This is a genomic window from Polaromonas sp. (assembly GCF_029945925.1).
Lineage (GTDB): Bacteria > Pseudomonadota > Gammaproteobacteria > Burkholderiales > Burkholderiaceae_C > Polaromonas.
The window spans coordinates 103,851-124,153 of the sequence record NZ_JAQSDN010000044.1 but is presented as its reverse complement, the minus strand read 5'-3'; the positions used below and the strand labels follow the sequence as shown (position 1 = coordinate 124,153).

The 20,303-nt window shown below is 55.5% G+C and carries 25 protein-coding genes; 13 read left to right on the top strand and 12 right to left on the bottom strand.

What is annotated here, in order from left to right:
- The first annotated feature begins 343 nt into the window (after positions 1 to 343).
- The 5 genes from PSV40_RS15725 to PSV40_RS15705 all read left to right on the top strand — a co-directional run bounded on the left by PSV40_RS15725 (position 344) and on the right by PSV40_RS15705 (position 3,677).
- Entirely contained in the window at positions 344 to 958 is a 615-nt protein-coding gene (locus tag PSV40_RS15725; protein WP_300539556.1) for a hypothetical protein, read from the top strand.
- Positions 959 to 1,055: 97 nt separating this feature from the next.
- The gene (locus PSV40_RS15720) at positions 1,056 to 1,706 is read left to right on the top strand and encodes a hypothetical protein (RefSeq protein WP_300539554.1); all 651 of its coding nucleotides are present in this window, start codon (positions 1,056 to 1,058) and stop codon (positions 1,704 to 1,706) included.
- A 4-nt stretch (positions 1,707 to 1,710) separates the two neighbouring features.
- On the top strand, positions 1,711 to 2,007 hold the full coding sequence (locus tag PSV40_RS15715; protein ID WP_300539553.1) for a hypothetical protein: 297 nt from the start codon (positions 1,711 to 1,713) through the stop codon (positions 2,005 to 2,007).
- 134 nt (positions 2,008 to 2,141) lie between these two features.
- The gene (locus PSV40_RS15710; protein WP_300539550.1) at positions 2,142 to 2,795 is read left to right on the top strand and encodes a hypothetical protein; all 654 of its coding nucleotides are present in this window, start codon (positions 2,142 to 2,144) and stop codon (positions 2,793 to 2,795) included.
- 636 nt (positions 2,796 to 3,431) lie between these two features.
- Positions 3,432 to 3,677 (top strand): hypothetical protein, encoded by a 246-nt coding sequence (locus PSV40_RS15705; RefSeq protein ID WP_300539547.1) that lies wholly within the window; start codon positions 3,432 to 3,434, stop codon positions 3,675 to 3,677.
- Positions 3,678 to 4,049: 372 nt separating this feature from the next.
- Here PSV40_RS15705 and PSV40_RS15700 read toward each other — a convergent pair whose 3' ends face one another.
- The 11 genes from PSV40_RS15700 to PSV40_RS15650 form a co-directional block, all read right to left on the bottom strand.
- On the bottom strand, positions 4,050 to 4,364 hold the full coding sequence (locus tag PSV40_RS15700; protein WP_300539545.1) for a hypothetical protein: 315 nt from the start codon (positions 4,362 to 4,364) through the stop codon (positions 4,050 to 4,052).
- A gap of 202 nt (positions 4,365 to 4,566) precedes the next feature.
- Positions 4,567 to 5,103 (bottom strand): hypothetical protein, encoded by a 537-nt coding sequence (locus PSV40_RS15695; protein WP_300539542.1) that lies wholly within the window; start codon positions 5,101 to 5,103, stop codon positions 4,567 to 4,569.
- Between the two features lie 34 nt (positions 5,104 to 5,137).
- Positions 5,138 to 5,761, bottom strand: a complete 624-nt coding sequence (locus PSV40_RS15690; protein ID WP_300539539.1) for a DUF4339 domain-containing protein — start codon at positions 5,759 to 5,761, stop codon at positions 5,138 to 5,140.
- 31 nt (positions 5,762 to 5,792) lie between these two features.
- Positions 5,793 to 6,260, bottom strand: a complete 468-nt coding sequence (locus PSV40_RS15685) for a hypothetical protein (RefSeq protein WP_300539538.1) — start codon at positions 6,258 to 6,260, stop codon at positions 5,793 to 5,795.
- Entirely contained in the window at positions 6,257 to 6,769 is a 513-nt protein-coding gene (locus tag PSV40_RS15680; protein WP_300539537.1) for a hypothetical protein, read from the bottom strand. The genes PSV40_RS15685 and PSV40_RS15680 overlap by 4 nt, the downstream gene beginning before the upstream one ends.
- A 173-nt stretch (positions 6,770 to 6,942) precedes the next feature.
- Complete coding sequence (locus tag PSV40_RS15675) at positions 6,943 to 7,392, bottom strand: hypothetical protein (RefSeq protein ID WP_300539534.1); 450 nt, start codon at positions 7,390 to 7,392, stop codon at positions 6,943 to 6,945.
- Positions 7,393 to 7,458: 66 nt separating this feature from the next.
- A complete protein-coding gene (locus PSV40_RS15670; RefSeq protein ID WP_300539531.1) occupies positions 7,459 to 8,916 on the bottom strand; it encodes a CsgG/HfaB family protein in 1,458 nt (485 codons plus the stop codon).
- Positions 8,917 to 8,941: 25 nt separating this feature from the next.
- On the bottom strand, positions 8,942 to 9,583 hold the full coding sequence (locus tag PSV40_RS15665) for a hypothetical protein (protein ID WP_300539528.1): 642 nt from the start codon (positions 9,581 to 9,583) through the stop codon (positions 8,942 to 8,944).
- Between the two features lie 97 nt (positions 9,584 to 9,680).
- Positions 9,681 to 10,781, bottom strand: a complete 1,101-nt coding sequence (locus tag PSV40_RS15660; RefSeq protein ID WP_300539526.1) for a hypothetical protein — start codon at positions 10,779 to 10,781, stop codon at positions 9,681 to 9,683.
- Positions 10,782 to 10,807: 26 nt separating this feature from the next.
- Entirely contained in the window at positions 10,808 to 12,016 is a 1,209-nt protein-coding gene (locus PSV40_RS15655) for a hypothetical protein (RefSeq protein ID WP_300539523.1), read from the bottom strand.
- Between the two features lie 82 nt (positions 12,017 to 12,098).
- A complete protein-coding gene (locus PSV40_RS15650) occupies positions 12,099 to 12,662 on the bottom strand; it encodes a hypothetical protein (protein ID WP_300539520.1) in 564 nt (187 codons plus the stop codon).
- 339 nt (positions 12,663 to 13,001) lie between these two features.
- On the opposite strand from PSV40_RS15650, the gene PSV40_RS15645 reads away from it, so the two are divergent.
- The 7 genes from PSV40_RS15645 to PSV40_RS15620 all read left to right on the top strand — a co-directional run bounded on the left by PSV40_RS15645 (position 13,002) and on the right by PSV40_RS15620 (position 19,171).
- Entirely contained in the window at positions 13,002 to 13,637 is a 636-nt protein-coding gene (locus PSV40_RS15645; RefSeq protein ID WP_300539517.1) for a helix-turn-helix transcriptional regulator, read from the top strand.
- Positions 13,638 to 14,089: 452 nt separating this feature from the next.
- On the top strand, positions 14,090 to 15,064 hold the full coding sequence (locus PSV40_RS15640) for a helicase RepA family protein (protein ID WP_300539514.1): 975 nt from the start codon (positions 14,090 to 14,092) through the stop codon (positions 15,062 to 15,064).
- Complete coding sequence (gene repC, locus PSV40_RS15635) at positions 15,061 to 16,068, top strand: replication protein C, IncQ-type (protein ID WP_300539511.1); 1,008 nt, start codon at positions 15,061 to 15,063, stop codon at positions 16,066 to 16,068. The genes PSV40_RS15640 and repC overlap by 4 nt, the downstream gene beginning before the upstream one ends.
- A 913-nt stretch (positions 16,069 to 16,981) precedes the next feature.
- Complete coding sequence (locus tag PSV40_RS15630) at positions 16,982 to 17,218, top strand: hypothetical protein (protein ID WP_300539509.1); 237 nt, start codon at positions 16,982 to 16,984, stop codon at positions 17,216 to 17,218.
- 247 nt (positions 17,219 to 17,465) lie between these two features.
- Positions 17,466 to 17,933 carry a hypothetical protein gene (locus tag PSV40_RS15625; protein WP_300539507.1) on the top strand — a complete coding sequence of 156 codons (468 nt, stop codon included), beginning with the start codon at positions 17,466 to 17,468 and terminating at the stop codon, positions 17,931 to 17,933.
- 200 nt (positions 17,934 to 18,133) lie between these two features.
- Positions 18,134 to 18,352: a BPSL0761 family protein gene (locus PSV40_RS22865; RefSeq protein WP_366915027.1), complete on the top strand. Its 219-nt coding sequence runs from the start codon at positions 18,134 to 18,136 to the stop codon at positions 18,350 to 18,352.
- 24 nt (positions 18,353 to 18,376) lie between these two features.
- Positions 18,377 to 19,171, top strand: a complete 795-nt coding sequence (locus PSV40_RS15620) for a metallophosphoesterase (protein ID WP_300539503.1) — start codon at positions 18,377 to 18,379, stop codon at positions 19,169 to 19,171.
- 128 nt (positions 19,172 to 19,299) lie between these two features.
- Here PSV40_RS15620 and PSV40_RS15615 read toward each other — a convergent pair whose 3' ends face one another.
- Entirely contained in the window at positions 19,300 to 19,803 is a 504-nt protein-coding gene (locus PSV40_RS15615) for a hypothetical protein (protein WP_300539501.1), read from the bottom strand.
- Between the two features lie 91 nt (positions 19,804 to 19,894).
- Between PSV40_RS15615 and PSV40_RS15610 the strand changes: the two genes are divergently transcribed.
- Positions 19,895 to 20,218, top strand: a complete 324-nt coding sequence (locus PSV40_RS15610) for a metallophosphoesterase (protein WP_300539498.1) — start codon at positions 19,895 to 19,897, stop codon at positions 20,216 to 20,218.
- Positions 20,219 to 20,303: the final 85 nt, after the last annotated feature.

Here is a 20,303-nt window from a genome sequence, read left to right as displayed (position 1 = left end):
AATCGACTTCGTGATTCCCCGTCCTCCAATGTCTGCATGCGCAGGGACGGCGGCGGTTCGCACCGCCTTCGCCGACCCAGTCGTGTGCATGCGTCTCCTCCTAACCGTGGCATCAATGATGTCGCCCCACGTGTACGTCGCGAAGTGCCTCAGCGATGCACGCGGCTGAACACCGCGCCGTCCTTCCACTAGCACCACCGGGAGCTGCCGTTTGGTGGCCTCGGGCAGGGTGTTTCTAGAAACCGTTCTGAACAATGACGAGGGCTCCCTCAACCGTCATTTGAAACGTGGCTTTCGTGGTGCCTACACAAAAGAGCGCATACCGCGCAATTAGGAACCACATATGAAAAAGTCCACCGTCGACACTTTCCCATTTCTCACACTGTCGACCAAGAAACGTCCTCGACTGCACACAGCGGTTTTATTGAATCCAGTCGAGGTTAATGTTGCTTTCAAAGATTACCCATCCGAGGCGCGTCACAAGCTGAAAGGCTTGTGGATGCTTGTTGGAGCTGTCAACGAGGAAATGTATTCGGCATTCAAGGCGAATGCTGGCATCGACATCGCGGCCCAATTTTCGGCTTTCCCGACTCCTGCTGGCGCGGCATATGGGGTGGTCACTTGCCAAGTTGGCCCACACCAGCACAGATTCGTCCTTCCAATGTTCAATCAAAAAGTGGTTGAACTCTTAGCGTCCGCAACGAAGGAGTCGCTGAATATCTATCTTGAAAGCGCTGGCGAACTTCGCGAGGGCATGTTGTACGACTGTCGGCTCACCCTCAAGCAATTCATGCCAGCGCGAGCCATGAGCCGAGCGCTTGACCATCGGAAACAGAAGGATTTCGTTCGCGAGTTTCCGTCAGTAATCTCGGAGATGCTTACCTTGGATTTGATGCCAAGCCTGAATTCTGAGGAAGTCTGTGGAGTTGATGTTTCGGTTTTGATGCCACAAGATTAAACAGGCGCTGAATTTGCTACGGCAGGCAGCAACCGCAGTGAGTTTCGTATGGTTGCTATAGGTTGTACGTCGATTCGACGCGACCTATAGGACATCTATGAACAATCAAGAAACAATGCAGCCCATCCTGGTAGATGAACACCATGGAATGCCCGGGTCTTTCTTTCCCGCTCGAATCATGGACCCTTCCGAGGTTCAGCATGCAACCCTAGGCCGTCCCTCGGCTGTACAAGCGTGGACAAATGGGAAGTGGTATGTATGCGGCGATGTCAGAAGCAAGCTTTTTGAGATGCTGAACGCAGAGCACCGGGATGCTTCGGCAGTCCGACTCACTGCCTTTAACTCTCCGGCTGGTGGCAGCTACGCTGTTCTTAGCCATCAAATCTTGGGCCTGGCGCATAGATTTTTGCTTCCTCTCTATGAGCCCAAAGTTGAAGAGCTCCTGCTCGGACTGCAACGTGCCGAGCTGAGTATGCTTTTTGGAAACGAAGGCAAAGATGATGCAGTTTTGCTGCACTGTCCATTGAGCGCACTGGCATTTGCACCGCTTCTAGCAATGACGACCCCTCTCCCTAAGGAAACATTGCACGACGTCATTGCCGAGCTGCCTATGGTCATCAGCGCGGTGAATCAGCCAAAGCAGGTCCCGAGCCTGCGGCGAGGTGAGTTCGTGACTGACGTGAGCGTTTCTGTTGTGATGCCATCCCGGGCACTAACCCGGTTTTTCAGCGAGAAGAGAGGGGGTTGAACTTATGACGAAGCGTATTCTTCCAGACCCGCTACAGGGTGCTAAGAAGCATTATGGAGTCTTCATAGAAGAAACCCGGCAGCTGGTTTTCGTAGTCGAGGCTAGCGATATCGAGGAAGCTTTGCTTCGTATGAAAGCAGTTTTGCCACTTTTTGAAATCGCATATGAGGATGGAATAAATATAGTCGAGATGATGAGTTGTCCGGTAGGTGCAGCATCGTTTTTAGACGCCTTCTTTTTGCGTACGAAATTGGGGGCGGTTATCGACTCGGTCGGACCCTCAACGGATACAAGACATTGATTCGGCGGGCTCACCATGTGTGAGCCCGCTTTTTTTTGTCTAGAAACTTTGGATGCGTTTCCATCAGGAGCACCGTGGCAGCGGTCTTGTGCCACTGGTGACTACACATTGCGTCATCACTTTGGAGAACAGCAATGCACATCAAAATACGAGGCCAGCGAGCGATGCTCTACCGCTCGGCCTGGATAAAGAAGGGCGCTGAAGGCAATAGCCACGGGTTTTCTCGGCAGACGTTTGTCGGAAGCCTTCCTGCCGATGCACTGGAGATTCAGGACCAGCTTGCAGCCCGGCTGTCTAACGAGGAAGCTTCTTATGTCCAAACAAGCCTTGTTCAGCCTGCCATCGTGGCTTACGAGCGCCGGCTGGCTCAGGCGGAGCATTCGCGAAGAGACCCAGTATGGCGTCTGGACGAGGCAACGAAACTTGTTCGCGAGGCAGCCTCACTGAGTACTGATGCTGTTGTCCCGCACGGGCGCATTAAGGTCCTGACAGACGTTCTGGCAACAGTTAAGAGTTTTGGTGGAACCTCGGGGGCACTGTCCCAAAGGCCAGACCTGCGGGATGCGGACCCGCTGGAGGATGCGCTGAAGTCAATCCGCGCGGCTGCCAGAGCAGTTCGTGACGGGCACTATGGCCATGCGCCCGTCGACGGAGCTCGGAGGTCAAAAATCTATGAAGTTTGGCTAGAAATTTCCCGGGAAATTGACGGGACCGGGGGAAGCGACGTTCTTTTACGCGCTCTGCAAAGCCGCGGATGGGTCAAGGCTAGGGGGGCCGTAGCGAGATAAGCAGAGTCTGCCTGGATTTTTGCAGGTCGATGGCAGTTTACTGTCTGTTGCCGTTGGGGGGTAACCGCGGTAACCGGGGTGGAGGTGTCTGGAGAGGGAAAATCTTTGGCAATTCACCCAAAAGCGACATTAAATCAATAATAAATTGCCCAATGTCCCAGCGAGTCGCACCCCGACTACCATGTTCATCAGTGAAATACAGAAGGCGCGTTCAAGGATGAGACTGGCAATCGGAATTGTCGTGTTGGCAGTAGCGGCGGGGGCCATAACACTGTGGGCGTCTGGTGCTGTCTGGAATTCGATTTCAACAGGGGTCCTGCTGGCCGCAGGACTCGGAATTGTTGTTGCCGCTTGGGTCGCTCGGGTATGGTTGCGCAATCGGCAGCGTAGGCGACTGATGGAAATGCAGGACTCGGCCCTTTGGTGAGGCTTTGGTCGGGCATTGACCAAGTTCCACGGAAATCCCGGTCCACTTCATCACTGGCAGGGGGCGATGCAATCTCGCAACAGCCTTAGATTCAACTGCTGACGGACCCCAAAAGTTCGGATAGATTCCAGCTGTGAAGGCAACCCTCACAAAGCTTCTCATCAGCAACTCTGCCTGGCCTTGTCAAACCTTGAAAAATGGAGTCTCACATGTTCAAAGCAATCGTCCTCGGTGCCGCGCTCATAGTTTCTGGCACAGCGTTTGCGCAGGACTCTACTTGTAGCGCAAATGCTGCCAGCAAGAAGCTTGCTGGTGCTGCCAAGAATTCGTTCATGAAAAAGTGTGAGAAGGATGCGGCAGCTACTTGCGAAATTTCAAGCAAGGAAAAGAAGCTCGCCGGCGCGGCTAAAAACAGCTTCACGAAGAAATGCGTTAAGGACGCCGTTGGCGGGTGAGGTGCCTTTGGGCGTTCGTTGCCTTCTACGATTGAACGGGAACAATAGCAACGGGTGCCATGTCAGTCTCTTTCGGGAGCCCTTTGCCGCTTATGGATTGGCTCAAATCGACGGCAATGGCTTTAGTGGGTTTTCTGAATCATTCGGGCTGCTTAATTTATAAGCATCGCAGGCAAACCCATTGCTGACGCCGTTTTCGGGACTTGTTCAGCCAGTTATCCACAGCGTAAGTAACACTTCGCGTGGGTAACTTTCTCTGCCTCGCTATGCTTGGGCTGCCTGCAGGGTCTTCGTCCACTCCAACGCCTGGTCCAAATCCAGGTAATGGCTTGCATACGCCTTACGCAAGAGCTCGCCCGGAAGTGCCCAGTCTCACTTTTCGCGTTGCAGGTTCTTCACATCCGCGAAAAGCATGTCGAGGGGCGGCGGCTCGTCTATCGCAGCATCTATGAGTGCGCCCAGCACGTCATCTGCGGTGTGCTTGCCCTTGAGCACCTCAACGCCGGGACCCGAAGGGGTAGCGGTGAATCCCCGCCGAATCAACAGACAGGCAATGGCCTCGTTGGCGGCATCCCCAAGCCAAGTAAGCAGTATCACTTCGGCGCCTTGATTGACAACGATTCGGCTCGCCATGTCCATGCGCCTGTACGCGAGCGCTCCTGCGCCCAGAAGCACCGATGTGTACATGGGATTGCGAATGCACTGATGCGGCCCAGCGGTGACCGGGGGTAGGGCGGATGTTGAAATTCACCGGCCTGTTTGGAAGAAGCGTCCAGGCGGCGAGTGCCGCTGAAGTTCCTGCCAGCAGAAAGGCTCCGACGGGAATGACGCCATGCATCACATTCGATGCCGCTAACGCTTCCAACTAAAGGTCCGCTCTATGCGAGGTTTATCCATCCGTTTTCGTCAAATCGTCGATATACCACTGCTCATGGAATCGCCGAAAATCTTCCATCTGCTTGCCCATTACACCGAGCAAACCTCCCGTCCAGGTCCCGAATGCGGAGGAACCGTCGAGATGACGAACGTTTTCAGCGAGGGTTCTCATTGTGTAAACCGGGTTTTGGGTTCCATATTCTTGACCAAGAGTTCGAAAATACGACCCGTCCAGCTGAAACTTTTCGGTCCCCTTGTGAGCGAGCTGAACCAGGGTGAAGGCTTGCTCCTTCTGTGTCTGTGCGAATTGAAGGAGGACCCGGGCGACGTCTATTGGACTATTTGTCGGAGACACCGCCCGAAGGTCAAAAACAAGCGTCGAGGGGAGAACGAAGAACTTGTAGTGAACAACTGCCTCTACGCCCTTATTTCGAGGGTCGGCATCAAGTACCCGCGTCAGGTGGCGCTGAAGGAAGAAGTAGTTTGCGCCGGCGACTGCAGCAAGGAGTAGAAGCGGTACCGCGATAAGGAGGGAGCGTCGAAGCTTCATCAATGTCTCCTGAGTTTTACGTCGCCGGCCTGCCTCAGGCGACCATGATGAAGAGAAAGCAGGCAATCCAGACGATGAAGTAAGCCAGGTTGTGATGCAATGCCATCGCCCGCTGATACAGGTAGACCGGAACGATGAACGCGAGTCCCTTGAACTTGGAAGTGTCGTGACCCGCCAATTTCAACCGATGCTCGTCGTAGTAGCAAAGGCCGATGTTCAGGGCCACGGTGATGAACCAATATTTGTTGTTTTCAACCGCAAGTTCGGCCAAGCGTCCATTGCGGTAAATTATTCCTGCCACGAAATACTCCAGCATGAGGCCAATTAACGGCGCAAATGCGAGGACCCAGATAACGGTGTTGTTGATGTGCTCTCCCCGAAGAGGGGGTGGCGCTTTGTCATCGAGATAGGCTTTCAATTCTGTACGTTCGAGCTTCAACCAATCGGGAAATCCTTTCTTCCAGACAGCTGTGCTTCCGGTAACTTTCCCGGACCCGATGAGCACAACCATTTCAGCCTCGGTCAAGGGCCCCTTTCGACTGCCGTCCTCTTCGTGAAACCAGATTGCTTCGGAGGCTGCAGCAACCGCTGCTGGAGGCTCGGTAGCCGGCGCAGCGTCATCGGGTAGCGCGGGTAGTTGGTTGTCATTGGATGTCATGGTTTTTCTCCTTTTCCCTGTTAATACTGGTTTACTGCTTCACGAAGCCCAACACGTCCACCTTCAAGGTGTACTTGACCCGAAGCGTGGGGTTGTGCTGACTATCCTTTGGCCCATAGGTCACGCCTTCGATGGATATCTTTCCATCCTTGCCCGTGAACTTGGTAACACCGTTCAATGCGATGTCGGCCCTTTTAAAGGTAGGCAGCACCACCGGGGTGTTGAACGCCGCCATTTCCACCACGGTGAAATTCGGGGATATCGTTCCATTGCCTCCGGAGCACCCGATGTCGCCGTACCAGAAGACCACGTAGCGGTCGCCGAGCTCAGCCGGACCTGGCTTGCCGTCGACTTTCACTGCCGTGTACTTGTCGTCCTCTTGCTGACATGCCACAAGCTTGCTGTAGGCCTTCACCAATTGAGCGGCATCTTTCTCATTGAACGCCAGAGCATTGCAGGCGAGTGCCGAGCCCACCAGGGCTATAGATAGTTTTTTCATTGAATCTGCGCCCGAACCAAGAATCCCTTCCGGTCGCTGTCCTGCCAGGTTACGGAATAGACTAAGGAATCCTCTCCCGCAGTAGTAATCAGCGTTGCGGAACAACCGCGAATACCCGCATTTTTGTTGTAGCCGGTTTCCTCAACATCTTTGAGCGTCACGTATTTGGTATTGCCCGCACGAGCCAAGGGGAGCCCGTTGATGATTTTCTCGACCACGTCCTTCGTTTTTCCGCTATTGCAAGTGGGAAGCGCTGACGACCCAAAAATCAAGAAATACGCCATAACAGCACCAACCACGCCGCACGTCGCCCGTAGAACCATCTCCTTCTTGCCGGCCCTGGGTGAACCCTTTGGCTTGCGGAAAAAGATGTACTTGAGGATTTTCTGATTTGGCCAGGAATCCGTCGTGAGTTCCGGGGGTGCCTCAACACCAGTCAGGGGCGGAGGCGCGTCGGCGTCCGCAGGAGCAGGGGCTTTTCGCTTTAGTTCCGGGGGTAAGTCGCTCACCGAGGGCTCCAATCAATAGTTAAACAGTCCAAATGCCCGCAGGCGAGCTGCTCGACGGGCTACGTTTTCATCTTCTTCACTTGTTGTCAGTCTTGCTCTCAGGTCCTTGAAAGGAACCGGCTGGCGCTGCAGCAGCTTCAGGGGGCTCGAACACCGCAAGTGCACTCAAAACCTCACATGGCAGTCTTCTTAAGATTGATGCCTTCAATGAGGTTGTTCACGCTTTTTGGCACGCACGCAACTGTCGCGATGTCTTTTCTGTTGATGAGAACTTGCACTCCAGCTTCAAGCGGCGCGTCAGGGCTCTGTGAATCGTGGCCCGAAAAAATGCGGTAGGTAGTCGCACCGTTGGGGACATCCACCGAGTAGGTTTGCCACCGGCCGAACCCCTCCCACTGAGAGGTCGAAGCCTTATCTCGCGGAACGTTGACCACGATTTCCGGTGCTTTGGCGGGTGCCCCAAAGGAATACTCAATGCCGGCGGGTGACTCGCACAATTGAATACGCTTTCCCTTAGTGGTACTGCAGGAAAATACTTCCTTGGTACCCCGTTCACAAGCGGCTAAAGCGTTGGACGCCGCCAACGCGGCAAGCAAGGGAATAAGCGCTAGAGAGTAATTCATAGGGCTAAAAATTTGGTCGGATTCATGTTTCCAGAACGGCTTGACCCGGCTGAGCAGCCAGCTTCCTCACCACTTGTCATCAGTCTTGCTCGCAGGGCCTTGAGCGGGGCCGGCCGGCGCGGCAGCACTTGAGGTCCGAGCCTTGACCGCATTCCCCTGTTTAGCGGGGATGGGCGCAGAGGCATCAGCGATTGCCGGAGCCGGCGCTACTTGAGACGGCGTCACAGCAGCGGTTTTCTGCGCGCTCGCAGGGAGCTCCTGGCGCAGTTGCAATCCCCCAGGTGAGAGCTGCTCGAGGTTGGAGCGCACGTTTTCCAGGCGGCCGTACGACAGGTTTGGCGTGACGCGTTCGACCACCAGTTCACAACAAGGCGACTCCACTCGCCCCAGGCTCTGGCCGGTCTGCGGGTCCTTCATCTCGCTACCCATGGTCACCATGGCATAGCGGGTGCCCTCCCTGATGGCCTGACCGCCCTGGCTCAGCACAACGTTGGTTCCGTCCAAGGAAACCACGGTCACCGGGAACGTTCGGCGCAGGATAGATGCGACCACCTGGCTGACCAGTTCGCTGCTCATGTCTTCAAGAACCTTCGCCGAGTCAACACCTGAACCCAAGGTTGTTGGCGCCAACGGCGGGGCTTGCCCGCGGAGGGAGTCGGAAGAAGTCACCTGCCGAGTAGCCACGTTGACCAGCTTCTGTGAAATCGCCCAGCCGCCTGAATAGCTCACCAGTTCACGGTCGCTGGTCTTGAGCTGGCGTGCGTGCCGGTTGTAGGACAGATTGCTGACCCGTGCACTCCACACAAGGTCGGCGCTCGCGGCCTGAGACATCTTGGCCAGTTCGGCGCTAGGCGCCTGGCCAGTGGCAATCATGTCCAGTTCGCGCTCTATTTCAGGGCTGAGCTCACGGTCCAGGACGGCAAAACGGCCGGTTTGTACCAGGGCGTCACTTATGCGCTGCCGCAAGGTCGTCCCTACCTCGGCAGACGGTAAAGAACGGTCCCCCATCGGCAGACTGGCGCTTTCAAACCGAATCGGGCCCACGACGACCTTGATTTTTTGCATCTCAGCCGAGGCGTTGAATTTGGCGATTTCCGCTTCGATTGACGCCTTGTAGCGCTTCCCCGCGAGAAGAGACGGTTCCTGCAGGTCCAGCACCTTGAAGTTCTGAATCACTCCGCCAGAGCGCTGTTTTACAACCTCTGCGAATTCGTTCGCGCGAAGCGACACCGAGTCCTTGCCGAGCGTCACGTCCAGGCCATACTTGGCGGTCATGCTCGCAGTCTGGATTGCCGCGCCATTGACCTGCAAGATGGCCATCTTCATGGCTTCGGACACCGCCTCCGAGGCGGATGCACCAAAACCCTCCGCCGTGACTTTGACGTTGATGAGCTTGCCAACATCGGGCACCGGAGCCGACATGTTGGTGGGCACCGCTGCCGGCTTGGCGGATTCATTTTTGTCGCCGCAACCGGCAACAAATGTAACTGCAGCCAACAGGGCTGCGCAGGTCTGATGGCGCATCTTGTTCCTTGTTAGGGTTCAGTGCTTACAGGGCGGCCAGGGCTTTGGTAGCGTCGGCTGGAACGGGAATGTCGTTGCTCTTCGCAAACGCGATAGCATTTTTCAATGCACTCGAAACCGTGGCCATCGAATCAGGGAATTTGGAAACAATCGAGACGGCCGACTGCAGGCTGGGCAGTTGCATCATCGATGCGCCCTTCAGACCCGAAGCCATGTCCGAGACGTTCTTGCCCACACCGACGTATTTCGAGACACCGGAGGCCAGGGCGACGAGCCCGACGCCAAATGTCGCCTTCGAAGCAGCGTCCAGTTGAGGGCCTTTCTTGAGTTCAGCGGCTACGGCGTCAGTAGACGCGCTGACTTCTTTGTTGGCCGCGTCCAGGTTGTCTTTCGTAGCGCCCTCAGTCAGAGAATCCGCAGTGGCCTTGGACGCGACTGCTGCGTCTTTGAGGCCCAGCGCTTCTGCCATCTTGGAGTTGGCAGTCAGGACATCCTTGTTGGCCGCAACATACGCGCGCACCAACTGGGTTTGCTGTCCCCCCAAGTCTGCGGAGGGGGCGGCGGCACTCTTACCCATGCCCGGAATGGAGGGCATGGAAAACTGTGCAAAGGAAACGGCCGGGGTGAAGGCGAGGGCCAGCGCGAGAGTGGAAAGCTTGTTTTTCATGAGAGTCTCTTTGAGTTTGAAATGACGGAAACGGAAGAAATAGGCCTAGTGCAAATCTAGGCTGCTTGAGAATTTGCGGGAAAGCGGCGGACGAGAGTCAACGAACGCCGATATTTGTCACTTGGCTGGTGAGTTCACGCGCTGCATTGTTGGCTGCGAGTTTCAAGGCGTTGGTGCGCGCCTCGTCTTCCGTCGGGCCCATGCCTGCGTACTGGACGGGGCCCACTGACGCAATCGTGTCGGGAATGGTCTGCGTCACGTCGTAAATCTTGGCGTTCACGGTGACACTGACACGCACAAGCCCCGTGCTGGGGTCCTGGTCGGCCATGCCAACGTCCAGCGTCCCCACCGCAACGTAAGGAATTTGGGCCGTGCGCATGCCCCTGACCACGGACTGGAGCGTGCCAGACTTCATGTCGTTGCCAGACTTGTAGTCATCTTCAACCATCGAAACCTTGAACTGGCCACCGGTGTAGGGCTCGACCAATGCTGCTTCGCTGACTTTGAACCCCGCGCGCGCGAAGGTGGAAGTGAACACCTGATTCAAGTTGGCACTCGGTATAAGGCGCCAAGTCGATTCGCTGGACCTGCGTACCGTGCTACCGCCTGTCTCCACCGTTCGAGTGCGATTGACGCCGGCACTCTCCTGGGCGGTAGTGGCACTATTGGTCTTCACCTGCGAGCGGCTCACGGATTCGCCTTCCACTCCGGTTTTGGACGTTGAGCCGGAAGCGTTTACCTTGACCGATTCGTCAACCCGCTTGAAGACCCGCGCGTCATAAGCCTTAACGGAGTCAACCTGCCGGGAGATGAACAAGAAGGTCAAAGGGGACTTGTCAGCACGACCCGTCTTGGCGACTGCGGAGTTCGCCTTCACCGCATTACGCAGGTTGGCAACGTTGAGCGACACCCTGACGGTCACGGTGTACTGCTTTTTGTCGGCGCTATCCTCTTCCGCGAGCACCGTGGTTTCGAGAATGTACCGGTCCGGGTCGGCGATGATTTTGTCTCGCACAGCATCAAAGTTAGCAGCTTCGGACTCACCAGCCTCTGCGTAGTAGAACTCGACCGCCTTGAGCTGTGCAGCAAGGTTGGCCTTGGCTTTGATGTCGGGGGTGGCCGACTTACCGGAGTAAGAGACCGTCGCCTTCCCCCGGCCTTGCTGAACCTGGGCCATAGCCACAGATGCGATTGCCATAAGCAGCAAGAGAAATAGTTTGCGAATTACTGGCATAGGTTGATGAGCTCCCTCGTTTTAATGATTTGAGATTCGATATCCGGTGCGGCTGCGGCAGCCTTTACCCAAGTATTCCCCTTGCCGCCAATGGCTTCTGCGAGCTTTCCGAACAGTCCATTCAGAGAGTCGTAGAAAGCCGGAAAATCATCCACATAGGTCTGCGTCATTGGCACGACCTTGACTTCGCCGTTCTTGAGTGAGGTATTCATGTAGGCCGTGCCTGACAGGGGTTCTTCAATCTTGAGAGTCGCGTAGGCTCCATAGATGAAGCTGGCACCGGCATTGACTTCGCCGTACTTGATTTTTTTCAGGCCGGTGAAGTCGACACTGATTTCATAGTCGGGTTTGGGCAGAGTCAGAGTGAAAACCGTACTGTCCGAAACCCGCATGGACATGACGTTTCCTATGGCGTAGCCCTTGCTGTACGGGACGAGGGGAATTCCCAAGCGCGTGGAGAGGGCTTCACTCACCAAGTCAGCCGCCCAGGTTTCAGCGACTGTGGGAGAACTCTTGAGGTAGTCCGGAAGCGCGTTTAGAACGTCCGGGCTCAGGGACACCCTGGAGACCTGCAAGTAGCGAGGCACATTCGTCGGCAATGTTGCTTTGGCCAGTGTTCCCGCAAAGCGCGCGTATAGCCCTGGCTTGCTCGCGGTGCCCTCATAGACCTGCTTGACTCGTGCAAGAACTTCTTCTTCAGTGGGCTGCCGGTCAAGGGTGTCGATATAGGCAAAACTGATGGGATAGGACCGGACCACGGTCATGGACTTGAAGTCGAAAAACAATGTCTGTCCACGAATCATCACGAGCAGCTTGCGCAGCTGTCCAAATTGTTCGACTGACACCGTCTCGGAATTCACAACGAGTGAAGCGACCAGTGCTTGGTCACGCCCTTTAAGCTCGTCTATCTGCGAGGTCAGCACTTCCAAGTTGGTCGGCGGCACCAGAGTAAGGGCTTGTCGAACCTTGGAATAGGGAGACTCGCCTGCCGATTTCAGCGTTTGTTCGTACCGGAGGGAATAGGGGAACCTGGCCGCAATCGTCTGCGCGTCTCCTGAATAGGCGACTCCGGCCAATACGACTTGGGGAACTTGGGCATAAGAAATGCCTGAGAAGACTGATGGAAGGTATAAGGCCCACGCCGCAACGATGCGAATATATCCCCTCACCTTAGACCCTTGATTGCTATTGTTGAACAAGGTTACTGCATGTAACGCTCGAGTAGTCATAAATAATCAAGGTGCTGCATAAATGTTGCTTACCAGCACTAATGGCAATAATTCACAAAAATTTCGATTGACGCGGCAGTGTAAGAAAGAGGTCGCAAAGTCTGTGTGCGAGATTGCCAGCAAAACAGAAGAAACTAGCTGGCTCGGCTAACAATAGCTTCATAAAGAAGTGCGTGAAGGATGCCATTGGTGGGTGGGGTGCATTTGTGTGTTCGTTGCATTCCACGATTGAACGTGAGCAACAGCAACGGGACCATGCCAGCGCATGTGGCTTGAGTGCCGACACGATATCGGACTCACGTGCGTCCTCTGCAAAGCCCGCTTCGACCAACGAGCGGCCAAGTGCTTTCAATCGCTCCTCGGTCGCTGACTTTCGTCCGGCAGCACGCCGTGATGCGCCCCGAACAGCATTCAGTCGCGCCTCTGCTTCCTTTTGAACCCGATTCGCTTGGTCGACACTCGTCTGCGCTGTCTGCAGGTGGGCCGAATAGTCTTGAAGCCTCTGCTGCTCCGCAGCCATGAACGCGTCCAGGTCGGTCTTCGTGGTTGCAAGGTCGACTTGTCGGACACGAGCTTCCGTCGAAATGGTTTGGATAAAGGTGGTCGAGGTGACCACACCCCCGAATCCTCACCCGGAGTTGCCAGGCTGGTTGACACCGTTGACTGCGATGCTACTCAATACATCGTCAGTAGCTCCGCGTAGGTAGGCGGAGATAGGCGCTGTTCCCACGACGGTCATCGCCTCGCGGAACATGTAGGTGCCCACGGTAGCGCCGGCAGGTCGCGTTAGGCGAACGCCAGTACTAGGTGTCGCCCATAGCCTCCCAAATTAAAGCAGTAACTTACTCCGCCTGGGCCCCGCAGACCTCCAGCGAGCGTCATCAAAAAGCAAATTGAAATGCGGTACCTATAGGAAGCAGCACTCACTTCGTGCTTTCAAATAGGACATCAATTTATGCACACAATTCCAGGCTCAAAAGTTCCCGTCCCCAACAGGGTCACCAGGCTGTTTGAACAGAATCCCGCCCCTTTCCCTGACGAAACCAAGGCGCAGCGGGTCGAGAGGATTTACAAAACGCCAGGTGGTCCGGTTATGGGCTGGCTTTTGGATGAAGCGCGAAAGAGGAACTCAACCTTGCAAGATATGGCCGCAGAGCTGGGAGTGACATATGGCTACATCAACCAGCTTCGCAATGGTTTTCGGAGTACTGAAAATCTGAGCCAAGCTGTGTGCGAGGCGATAGCGCGCTACCTCGGCACTTGCACTGCTGTAGTCAAGCTGTTGGCCAACAGCATAAAGCTCAGTGACTTTCTCTTCCCGGAGGAAACTGAAGAGGCTGCAGTGGACCGCGCAGTACGTGAACTGCAGGATGACCACAAAATTCGGCAAGCAATACCGGGCGACTTGCACTTGCTGCCGTTCGAGGCCAAGAAAGCTTTGGTTCTCATGTACGGCGAAGTCAGCAGTCAGGACTCATTTGGGACACGGCAGCTTCCGAATATTCTGTTTTGGTTGCAGCGGGCGGCCGTCGTGCATGACGAAAACGAGTTCGCTGCGGTGGCGGGTCACCGGGATACTGACGCAAGGTAGAAAAGAAGTTTTTTGGAGAAGGTGGTAGGGATTTCTGGTTGGTTGATTTGTCAGGGCGTGTCTATCGGACACGCCCTTTTTCTTTGTCTGGTCGGTTGGCGCCCGATTGAATACGGGAAATATAAATATGGAGATTACACGGGTCAGCTGCGGGCGTTAGAGGCCAACAGCCGGCACGAGAGGGCGCAGTCGGGCGCAAGTCGTGTGTACTTCGAACCGGCAAAGAACCAAAGAATGACTATTCAACCCCTTTACACACTTGACGACCTGTCGGAACTGCTTGGTCGTAGTCCAGAAACAATAAGAAAAGACATCCGTCGCAATCCCGCCGCAGTGCCCCCCCGGCTGATATTGCCGCACACCAGGATGCTGCGGTGGCGCCCAGATGATGTAGCGCACTGGCTCGAGCGGCTGGTAGTGGCTCCTGTCACGGCAATTCAGGGAGGCCCGCGATGAGCGACATGACCAGGCCAAACCCGTTTGCACAGCGTATCAATATTCGTCATATGTTGTCGACCAGCCCACCGCCTCAAGACCATGTACTGCCGGGCCTTCTGGCCGGCACGGTTGGCATGCTGGCGGGACCTGGAGGCGTGGGCAAAACCATGCTTGAGCTGCAGGTGGCGATGGCGGTCGCATGCGGCGGGAGCATCTGCGGCGGACTCTTTGAAGGCGGCGATGCGGATATAGCCAAATCCCGCAAGCCTGGACGGGTTGTCATGGTGGCGGCGGAGGAGTCAGTTGATTTGTTTTGGCACAGGCTTCATGCCGTGGTTGTGACCTTGACTGAGCAGCGGCACTTGCTCGGTGTGGACGCCTCCGCAGCGGAGCTGATGGACTTGTGGTCCGAAAATCTTCACCTGTATCCGCTCGCCGGTCTGCCACGTGTCTCGTTGTTGTCTCGGGACCTGGAAAAGACCGAGTGTTTTCATCAGCTGTCAGCGGCCTGTGAGGGAGCGAAGCTTGTGATTTTGGACCCGATTCGGCAGTTCCATATCTGTGATGAAAACGACTCAGGAGCGATGACGGCGCTGGTTCAGACGTTCGGGGAACTGGCGACGAGAACCAAGGCGGCTGTTTGCTTCGCTCATCACGTTAATCGAGCGTCGACACAAATGGGCCACGGTGATGCAGCTGGGGCTGCACGCGGCTCTACCGCGCTGTCCGACGGTGTTCGCTGGCAACTCAATCTGTCCAAGCCGACTAAAGAGGCTGCGCGAATTCGTCGGATTGATGAAGATGAGCGGGGGAGGTTTGTACTGGTGGACATTGCGAAAGCAAACTACCTGCCACCGCAGGGAACAGCCCTGCTGGAGCGTCGTGCTGGAGGAGTGCTGGTGCTCGCGAGTAATGGAGGTCATGCCTCCTCCATAGGCAAGCGCATCACCCGCAGAGCGAAAGTACAGGCTGTTGGTGCCGCAGGATGAACGCGTTGGCACCGCCCGCACAAAGAGTTGTGCGCTATCACCCGCCAGTGGGATTAAGCACCCTGTTCAAACCGCTTCCCAAGCGGGGGGAGCGTCCCACCCTCGGGGTGACTTATCAGCCAAAGGAGGGTGGTCCAATTTTGAAATTTTCCGCCAAGTCTGCCCTGGGTATTCCAGAACAAACACTGCTTTTGGTCTTGCTGGAGCTGGCTCAGGAACAATTTTCCGCATTCCAGGACGCAGTCGTTCTCAACGCAGGCGCGAATTCAGAGATGGGGCAGGTTCTCTGGAGGACTCTCAACAACGGCGATGAGCGAGCACCGGGCCAAACGGTAAAGCTGTCTACGACCTGGTACGAACTCAATCGACGCTGCAATACCGAGACTGGGGGCTCAGCCCAGGAGCTTCGTATGGAGCAACTTCGGCGACTGTGCGAAGTTGTGGTCTGGGAAAAATCCACGGGAACGGATAAAACGGTACGTCAGTCTTTCCTTGTGGTGATGCTGGTCAGCGATGACAGTCGGATTAACCTTGCTCTGAACTGTCGACTGGCATCGTCGTTATTTGGTCAGCCTTATGCCCAAGTGTCCCTACAAGAACGGCTTGAGTTAGGCAAGGATATCCCGATGGCCTTGCATGCGTTTTTTTCGACGACGTTGAGCCGCGGGCATCACATAAATATTAAGGTTGAAACCCTGATTGAAAGGTTGTGGCCTGGTAGTTCGGAACGGGCTCCAGAGGGGACGCATCGACGTCGGCGCAGTGATGTGAAAGTTGCTCTTACTGCATTAGGACGCCTTGAAAATTGGAGCGTTGAATGGGAGCGGGACGGCTTAGCTCGTGTCGCGCGTAGCCCGTCTGGCGTTCGCGATATGACAAGGATTAAGGCGAACAAAAGCATGGCATATCCCGAACAAGCGTTCGCGAAAATCCCCAATAAAAACAATGAGATAAGTACATTTGACGCATCTGGACTATTCTTTAATAAGAATACAGGTGCCTGAGGAGCAGAAGGCGCGCTCTTCAGGCGCGCTGTCTGCCCAGGAACTCCAATGCTTCCCCAATGCACGGACGCGAGCACGCGTCCTTCCCCTCGCTCCTTCTCTAACAGGAAGACTCAAGGATAGGGAGTGCCAAGGCAATAATTCAGGCAAGGGACGCTTTGAAAGCGTCAAGAAGTTTCCTGCCAATGGAATAGCCAGTGACGACGACTGTGAACGACCGGGTAAGGGAATGCAGCGGACAGGCCTGGGTATGCGCATCCTCCGCGCGTTACCTGTTACCGCAGATACCCCGAATAGAACAAACAGAGCCAGAGCATTGCAGGGCTGGAGCAAGAAAACTCTGAAATGGACGCGCTTGAAATGCCCCTTGTTTCTCTATTGCCAGGGTGTTGCTCAGTTCCATTGGTAAACCGCAGCTATTTAGACGGTCGCTAAAAAACAAGTTCTTTCCGCTGTACGCCTTCGATATCTACTGGCAGAGTGGTTGCACGTCACTGCCAGCTTCCGTTGCCTGAATCGTGCCATTTCGCTACATTGGCTCGATGATGTTTGGAAAGAAAAATGACGGCGATAGGTGGGGTGTTGAACCAATCTATGCGCGCCCGCAGCTGGTGGTTAAAGCGTGGCAAGTGTTCGAACTGCAGCTCGCCCATCGGCCTCGCCGAACGAGACATTTTGTCGGATATGCGGACCGCGCAATGATTCCGTACGTTAGTGCCAGGATTGTGAATTTTGACCCTGCCCAAGCCATTGGATGTGACGGCGCTGGACGTCACATCCTCCTGGCTGGCGTGCCTGGCACAGTACCCCCTCAAGAATACGTGTTCTGGTGCGGGAGAGAGGGGGTCTCTGACATCTTGGACGTGACCGCCGAGGTTGTTCAGCTGATGGCGGTGCCAAGCGACAGCCAAAGATGACTGTCGAAGACCTGATTTCCATCCTGCAAACGCAGGACCAAAATGCCCAGGTGGTTATGTGGGACCGCTACGCGAACGGTACACCCGCACTCAGCAAGTTGGGCAGGGGGGAAGTGCAGCCGGTAGAACTGTTTTGCGAAGAAGAGTTTGGGTCGATGTGGTTCGAACTTGCAGTCGGCCATCCTGATTCAGTTGGGGTGCGCCCGGCTGGTCTCGTGCTGGGGTCGCAATGAAGCAATACAAATGCCATGACTGCGGTAGGGTGCATTTCGCAATATCTCTCACTGAGGCCGAGGCACATGTCGCAACTGTGAATGAGTATCTCGCAGGAAAAGAACCGCGGGGTCAGATTGCGACTATTGACAGATATTTCAAATGCAGCCGTTGCGGTGCATCATCGTCAGATTTCGTCCCGGCGGAGCTTGGCGAGGTACCGATGTTGTCTACTCTGCCCGGGGTTGTGGTTCCTGGGGTGGAGCTATGACGCTCCAGGAGCTGATTAAAGCCGTGCTGCGAATTGCCACTTTTCGCATCTACGAAGCATGGCAGGGCTGGCGGAACTTTAAGGAGGACGCGGCAGAGCTGTGGCAGTACCAGCGCTTTCGATTCGAGCAATGGTTCAGCCAGATTTGGCCGTTTCGCTCACCTGCCTGGCTGCTATCACTGCGCGTGCCGAGAGACCAGTTTGGCTTTGGCAAGTTCGGAGAAAAAGAGGAGGTCATGTACCTTCCTGACGACCACCCCATCTTCGACCCCAAGAACGACCATCTGTTCACTGCAGAAGCTGCGAGCAAGGCGTTCTCGCATGTCGAGCTGCCTGGTCAAGAAGATGCAGAAATTTCGAAGCAACGCGAAGAGCGTCTGGCAAACATCGTCATTTGGGGGATAGCACTCAGCATGCTTATCGCATTTACAGCTGCCGTCGCAGCCATTCTTTTCATGAAGTGACCCTGACACATGAACCGCCTCATATCAGCCCTACTGAAAGACGAAGAGCGCTCCCGCACGATATTGGCTGCAGTGGCCGCTATTGCGGGAGTGCTGGCAATGGCGCTTGCCCTCGCGGTGCGGTTTCCATGACGCAATCTGCATTGGCTCGCGCCACCCGCATCCGAACTTGCCACTAAATCTGAGCACAGGAGCTAACGATGACTATGCCGGATGAGCGCTCACGCGCCGTGATGCAGACAAAAGCGTTCTTGCTTGAACTTCAAGACTCAACAAAGTCCCCAGGAGTTCCGGAGGATGTTCGCAAAGAGGCCCACCGCTTGTTGCGTCACTACCCGAGCCCGTGGCACCTAGATTCCGCCCACCGCGGCGCACCGGACTTGTGGGGCCCCGTTCCGGCTGGAATGAATACCCTGTGACGATAGCGAAACCGAAAGTAAAAATTGAAAATTCAACTTGCCAGCGACCTCCATCTCGAATTCCTTCAGCGTGAGTTTCCGGGAGAGCGCCTGATATCGCCTGCGTATGGCGCGGACTTGCTGGTCTTGGCTGGCGACATTGGCAACGGCACTCAGGCCGTCGACTTGTTTCAGGACTGGCCGGTGCCTGTGCTGTTCCTAGCGGGAAATCATGAATTCTATGGACATTCAATTGAGCAGACGCGAATTGACTTGCGTACAGCAGCGCGAGGCACAAGCATCACCTTCATAGACAACGATTTGGTTGACTTCGGAGGTGTTCGGTTTCTTGGTACGACGCTGTGGACTGACTATCGGTTGGAGCTCAATCGCACACAGCGCCAGTTGATGGAGCAGGCTGAACTGTCAATCAATGACCATCGGCGCATAGTGTGCCAAGAGGGGCGCTTTACCGCGGCGAAAGCACTGGCCGAACATGAACTCGCGCGCGCTTGGTTGGCCCAAGAACTGAATCGGTCCTATGACGGCAAGACGGTGGTCATATCTCACCACGGGCCTCATCCCCTATCGGTGCACCCGCGGTACGCTGGAGACCCTGTAAACGCGGCATTTGTCAGTGACCTCCGCGAGCTGCTGCCGAAGGCTGACCTCTGGCTGCATGGCCACGTCCATGACTCTTTTGACTACAAGGTTGGCGGATGCCGAGTGGTGGCAAATCCGCTGGGCTACCCTCAGAACGTGGGCTCAGCCGCAGAGGCCAAAGAACTCGTTTTTGAGAACAAGGACTTCCAATGGGCTTGCGTGATTGACCTGCTATAAAAAATGCAAGCGCTGGAATTAGTGGATAGCCCCCCCGAAATAAAAAATGACCCTGACGTCCTGCGTCTTCCTTCGTCGCCGTCATGAAGCGCGAGCCCAAAAAGGTGGACTGGCTGCATGCCTGCGCGTCATGCCATCCCGGCCTGTTCAATGACCTCCATCAGCCCGCGGCTCATCGCTTCGAGCTCATATTCCGGGAAACCGTGCTTCTCGAAAATCGAGTTCATGCCGTCGAAGCCGCGCATCAAGATTTCCTGCAGTTTGTCCAAGTCCATCTCGACGGCGCCGCCATCCGGGAAATGCGCTCCGCACAAGCAGGACAAGAAAATAATGAGGCTGTCATCTAACTGGTTGAAGAAAAAAGCCCAGTAGGGCCACTCCCGCTCCAGCCCCTGAAGGAAGGCGCGCACGTCGGCAATGTCGACGAGTTCCCGGGTGTCTTCGTTGTAGCCGTCTACGACCAGCACCATCTGGCCTCGGTACAGCCAGGCGTCCTCGCGCGTAGCCAGGAACGGCTTCAGTTCGGTTAGTACCGAGGCGATGTCACCGGTTTCGACCTGGCGGCGCGAAATGACCAGCACCACCGGTTCAGTGACGCCGCGGCGAAGGTCCAGACGAGGTGTAGTTGTCACGCAGAAGATGTTTCCCTGTATTGAAATATTGAGGGGTCAGAGGTACTGCAGCCGTTGTCCGCGGATTGCGTTCTTCCGCCCCGCTGCTCTGTTGTCTAGTTCGGCCAAAGAAAAAGCCCCGCGGGAACGGGGCTTTGGAATCAAATTACTTTTAAGCGGCTGCGTTTTCGGTCTCTTCATCAGCCTTGGCGCGAAACATGAGTTTCCAGGTGAGAGCTTGATATCGCCTGCACATGGTGCAGACCTGTTGGTCTTGGCTGGCGATATTGGCAGTGGCACTCAGGCCATCGACTTATTCAAGGACTGGTCTGTGCCTGTGCTGTTCCTAGCCGGAAATCATGAGTTCTATGGACACTCAATTGAGAAAATGCGCATCGATTTGCGAAGTGCCGCGCAAGGCCACGGCACAATTTGAGTATGAACCTGGGTCAGACGCTGCAACGCCCCAGTTTCTGCGCCCGCAGTGTGAAGATTTATCCACGTACATCAGCAGGACGAGT

Coding starts and splice junctions, on each gene's coding strand:
- PSV40_RS15710 (WP_300539550.1), top strand. CDS start 2,142: ATGCACATCAAAATACGAGGCCAGCGAGCGATGCTCTACCGCTCGGCC.
- PSV40_RS15640 (WP_300539514.1), top strand. CDS start 14,090: ATGAGCGACATGACCAGGCCAAACCCGTTTGCACAGCGTATCAATATT.
- PSV40_RS15675 (WP_300539534.1), bottom strand. CDS start 7,392: ATGAATTACTCTCTAGCGCTTATTCCCTTGCTTGCCGCGTTGGCGGCG.
- PSV40_RS15700 (WP_300539545.1), bottom strand. CDS start 4,364: ATGTACACATCGGTGCTTCTGGGCGCAGGAGCGCTCGCGTACAGGCGC.
- PSV40_RS15690 (WP_300539539.1), bottom strand. CDS start 5,761: ATGACATCCAATGACAACCAACTACCCGCGCTACCCGATGACGCTGCG.
- PSV40_RS15715 (WP_300539553.1), top strand. CDS start 1,711: ATGACGAAGCGTATTCTTCCAGACCCGCTACAGGGTGCTAAGAAGCAT.
- PSV40_RS15705 (WP_300539547.1), top strand. CDS start 3,432: ATGTTCAAAGCAATCGTCCTCGGTGCCGCGCTCATAGTTTCTGGCACA.
- PSV40_RS15625 (WP_300539507.1), top strand. CDS start 17,466: ATGACGCTCCAGGAGCTGATTAAAGCCGTGCTGCGAATTGCCACTTTT.
- PSV40_RS15645 (WP_300539517.1), top strand. CDS start 13,002: ATGCACACAATTCCAGGCTCAAAAGTTCCCGTCCCCAACAGGGTCACC.
- repC (WP_300539511.1), top strand. CDS start 15,061: ATGAACGCGTTGGCACCGCCCGCACAAAGAGTTGTGCGCTATCACCCG.
- PSV40_RS22865 (WP_366915027.1), top strand. CDS start 18,134: ATGACTATGCCGGATGAGCGCTCACGCGCCGTGATGCAGACAAAAGCG.
- PSV40_RS15695 (WP_300539542.1), bottom strand. CDS start 5,103: ATGAAGCTTCGACGCTCCCTCCTTATCGCGGTACCGCTTCTACTCCTT.
- PSV40_RS15665 (WP_300539528.1), bottom strand. CDS start 9,583: ATGAAAAACAAGCTTTCCACTCTCGCGCTGGCCCTCGCCTTCACCCCG.
- PSV40_RS15670 (WP_300539531.1), bottom strand. CDS start 8,916: ATGCGCCATCAGACCTGCGCAGCCCTGTTGGCTGCAGTTACATTTGTT.
- PSV40_RS15630 (WP_300539509.1), top strand. CDS start 16,982: ATGACTGTCGAAGACCTGATTTCCATCCTGCAAACGCAGGACCAAAAT.
- PSV40_RS15725 (WP_300539556.1), top strand. CDS start 344: ATGAAAAAGTCCACCGTCGACACTTTCCCATTTCTCACACTGTCGACC.
- PSV40_RS15660 (WP_300539526.1), bottom strand. CDS start 10,781: ATGGCAATCGCATCTGTGGCTATGGCCCAGGTTCAGCAAGGCCGGGGG.
- PSV40_RS15720 (WP_300539554.1), top strand. CDS start 1,056: ATGAACAATCAAGAAACAATGCAGCCCATCCTGGTAGATGAACACCAT.
- PSV40_RS15685 (WP_300539538.1), bottom strand. CDS start 6,260: ATGAAAAAACTATCTATAGCCCTGGTGGGCTCGGCACTCGCCTGCAAT.